At 44.6% G+C, this 3,468-nt stretch carries 6 protein-coding genes and 1 pseudogene; all 7 read right to left on the bottom strand.

Features of this window, described 5'->3' with window-relative positions; all coding sequences use genetic code 11:
* A pseudogene (locus ACEW8S_RS06785) lies at nucleotides 1-246 on the bottom strand (PIN domain protein); the annotation flags it as partial.
* Nucleotides 247-314: 68 nt separating this feature from the next.
* Nucleotides 315-452: a hypothetical protein gene (locus ACEW8S_RS06780; protein WP_373517412.1), complete on the bottom strand. Its 138-nt coding sequence runs from the start codon at nucleotides 450-452 to the stop codon at nucleotides 315-317.
* 281 nt (nucleotides 453-733) lie between these two features.
* Nucleotides 734-1,018, bottom strand: coding sequence for an addiction module antidote protein (locus tag ACEW8S_RS06775; RefSeq protein WP_373517411.1), 285 nt, complete (start codon nucleotides 1,016-1,018; stop codon nucleotides 734-736).
* A 5-nt stretch (nucleotides 1,019-1,023) separates the two neighbouring features.
* Nucleotides 1,024-1,323, bottom strand: a complete 300-nt coding sequence (locus ACEW8S_RS06770) for a type II toxin-antitoxin system RelE/ParE family toxin (RefSeq protein WP_373517410.1) — start codon at nucleotides 1,321-1,323, stop codon at nucleotides 1,024-1,026.
* A 127-nt stretch (nucleotides 1,324-1,450) separates the two neighbouring features.
* Nucleotides 1,451-1,882 carry a tyrosine-type recombinase/integrase gene (locus ACEW8S_RS06765; RefSeq protein ID WP_373517409.1) on the bottom strand — a complete coding sequence of 144 codons (432 nt, stop codon included), beginning with the start codon at nucleotides 1,880-1,882 and terminating at the stop codon, nucleotides 1,451-1,453.
* Between the two features lie 37 nt (nucleotides 1,883-1,919).
* The gene (locus ACEW8S_RS06760) at nucleotides 1,920-2,300 is read right to left on the bottom strand and encodes a hypothetical protein (protein WP_373517408.1); all 381 of its coding nucleotides are present in this window, start codon (nucleotides 2,298-2,300) and stop codon (nucleotides 1,920-1,922) included.
* A 14-nt stretch (nucleotides 2,301-2,314) separates the two neighbouring features.
* On the bottom strand, nucleotides 2,315-3,232 hold the full coding sequence (locus tag ACEW8S_RS06755) for an SMP-30/gluconolactonase/LRE family protein (RefSeq protein WP_373517407.1): 918 nt from the start codon (nucleotides 3,230-3,232) through the stop codon (nucleotides 2,315-2,317).
* Nucleotides 3,233-3,468 lie beyond the last annotated feature (236 nt).

Genomic DNA, 3,468 nt, shown 5'->3' with positions numbered 1-3,468 from the left:
ATATCTAATAAGATCTTTCGGACTTCTAATTTCTATCATTTGGTAGCCTGACTTTAGGTTTACCGAATTGTAGCCTTTTATTCTGTCCAAGTTTACAATATGTTTGAAATTCCAGCTCGCCAATACGTCGACTTTGTTAATAGTAGCGAGTGCAATATGCCGACAGTCCTCCAAACTGGTCTGTCCGACTACTTTTTCCGCAATATATTTGTCCGGAAGTTTTATGGATTCCTCGGTCAGTTCCACTCTTTGGAATTTATCGGTCGGATATTTGTGAAGAAGTTCCCTGACTTTTTCAGGTGCGCCGATCAGTTCTAGGTCGAGTAGATCGGAAACAACAAATAATATTTCATTGTCCTCCAGCCTCTGGAAAAGTCCGTTTGTGCCTCTTTGAATTCCTCGTCAAAATAACCTCCGACAATGGAAGTGTCGATGTAAATCCTCTGTTTCATTTATTGCTTTTAAGCTCCATAAAGTTACGAAAAAATGTATGGTGGGTTGAATTTGGTAAAAGCTCGATTTGCATTAAAGATAACGGCGTGGCTATGTCAAGTAGGGCGGGTAACATGCAGCGGCCTTTCCGTCTAGCGATAGCCAAAGCTTTTGCATTTTGTGATTACCTTTTTACCAATTGCCAAATCAAAAGATTTGGCGACCTCGTAAACACGCCCGAACCTCCCGGTACAGCACATACCTGCCCTATTTTATTTATACGTTGTGGTGCGTTATTTTTTCAGGCAGACATTGGATTTACCTGAATTTGGCCTCCGATCGCTTTCAAAACTTTCATGATCGTCGCAAATTGAGGTTTGGCCCCGTCCGACAAAGCTTTGTATAGGCTCGGTCTGCTCAATCCGGTCTCCTCCGCTATCTTGGTCATTCCGATTGCCTTTGCAATATGTCCGATCGCGTTGATCATATCTGCATTGTCGCCTTCTTCCAGAACGGTATTCAGATACTCCGCGATCATTTCTTTGCTCTCCAAATAATCCGCTATGTCAAATTTTGAAGTTCCCATATTTTCTATTTGTTTAATTTTTTCCAGATTGCCTTGGCCTTCTTAATGTCCTGCTGTTGGGACGATTTGTTCCCACCGATTAGGAGAACGATTATTTTCCCGCCTTTTTCCTTGAAATATACCCTGTAACCTTTGGCAAAATTTACTCTCAATTCCCTGATTCCGTCTCCGACAGGTTTGCAATCTCCAAAATGTCCGTCATTTTCCAGTTTTTGAATTCTGAATAGGATTATCGCCTTTGCCCTTAAGTCCCTCAGCTTTCTCAGCCACCTGTCGAATTCAGTCGTTTTCTCAATATGGTACATATTCAAGTTGTATCTACTTGGATACAAATTTAAATATTTTTTTTAAAATTATGTGACTTGGATTTGTTTATTTTGGAAGGGTGTTATAATGCACCACAACTGGTTATATGGCAATAAAAATACGCGTTTATCCCTTAAAATTGCCGGATAACATGAAGTTTTCTTGTTTTTTATCCGCGTTAAGAAATTTGTTTACGGCTAGGTCTAACGGGCTGCGGATACTTAAAAGATCTTTTTGGGCGATGTGGGTGTAGATCAACGTGGTTTCGGGTTTGGCGTGGCCCAACAGTTCTTGTATGTGTCGTATGCCGACTCCGTTTTCCATTAAATGGGTGGCGAAGGAATGGCGTAAGGTACGTTGAGTTATTCTTTTCTTAATACCGGCACGTTTGCAGGACTGTTTTAAAAAGGCACGTACGCTGGCGGCGCTATATTGGTTTCCACCTTCACCTTCAATAAAGTATTTTTTGGGCGCATAGGTGCCGAAGTAGTTTCCTAAAAGGGGGGCAGGTACGTGCTTTTTTTTGGCCGCTTTAGCTCTCCTCCCGAAATATCGCATTGCGGATAAAAATCCGAGAAATGCTTGATGGCACTGATCAATTGGCGATGGGTGCTAATGGAATATTTCTTTCGCTTAACCGCAGGCCACGTAAATAGGAAACATATTGCCTAACAAGCGCTTTATTGTCATCCGTAATGACCCGTTTTGTGCTTGGCGGCAAGACTTTCTTAGGCGCTGCGGCTTGCTTCCCTTGTAGGGCACTGTAATCGATATACCATTTCTTCTTCCGTAGATGGCGGAAGACGATATTTTTGTTTTGGGTGTTCAGCGGCACATAGAACGTTTTATAGGTCTGGCTCCATTTTATGCCCGACAATTCTTTCACATAATGCCGTACTTCATCCTCATAATCGAATTGGATACCCATTTGCTGGGCGCCCCGATGTTCGAGTTGGGTTAGGATAATACGTTTCATAAGCTTTTTTTAGGTTATCGAACCCCATGCACGGACATCTCCAGCGTATACACCGAATCCATGGCCGTTATAAAAAGCGTTTTTTGCCCAGGTCCGGCGAAGGTGATGTTGGCCGTCCATTTTTCGGGTACGGGGATGTGCTGTATCTTTTTTCCGGATTTATCGAAAACGGTGACACCATCTCCGGTAAGGTATACGTTGCCAAGATGGTCGAGCGTCATACCGTCGGAGCCCATATCGGCAAATAGTTTTTTGTTCGAAAGGGATGCGTCTCCACCAACGGAATAGACGTAGGTTTTTTTGGCGCCGTTGTCGGATACGTAAAGCGTTTTGCCATCGGGAGATCCGATGATACCGTTCGGTTGGTCAAAATTGTCGTCGGCCACGATTCGCGGGGTGTCTGTGCCGGCCGCCAGATAATAAACGCGACGCGCATCTTGTGGCGGCTCTTTGTGGTTCCACCAATTCCGTTGGTAATAGGGGTCGGTAAAGTAAATGCCCCCCTTTCCGTCGACCCAAAGGTCGTTCGGGCCGTTGAGCTTTTTTCCTTTGAAATCGTCAATAAGTACGGTCACATTTTTATCCGGGTCGATACGCCACAATTGGTTTTTTTCGTCTGCGGCCGCTAACAAATTGCCGTTACGATCGAAATAAAGTCCGTTCGAACGCCCTGCGGGTTTCATGTAATCGGCCACGGAGTTGTCGGCCGCGGTCCACTTTACGATTCGGTCGTTGGGCTGGTCGGTAAAATAGACATCGCCGTTGCTGTCGACGGCAGGCCCTTCGGTAAACTCGTATTCATCGGCTACCAATGTAAGCTCGGCGCCGTCGGCGATAATTTTTTGGGTCTGTGCTTTTTGCGCTTTGCAGGAATAAAGGCAAACAATAGTGGAGATGATTAGTGGGATGAAGGTTTTGAAATGTTTTTTCATAAGTGGTATGTATGATTGAATATTAAGTTCCCCACCTACGGTCGGCGGTTTGTAAATGCTTTCCAAAAAATGGCTAGGGCCTGGTCGATTTCCACCCCGGCCCCCTAACGACCCTACCGGGAAAAGCATCCGTATGCTCACCATTTTTCAACACCTGTGTTCCGTTCACAAACACATGTTGCATCCCCGTTGCGTATTGGTGGGGCTTTTCAAACGTGGCATTGTCCTTTATCTTT

This window comes from Pricia sp. (assembly GCF_041745955.1).
Classification (GTDB): domain Bacteria; phylum Bacteroidota; class Bacteroidia; order Flavobacteriales; family Flavobacteriaceae; genus Pricia.
The sequence above is the reverse complement of the archived record's forward strand: the minus strand, read 5'-3'. Positions and strand labels throughout refer to the sequence as shown.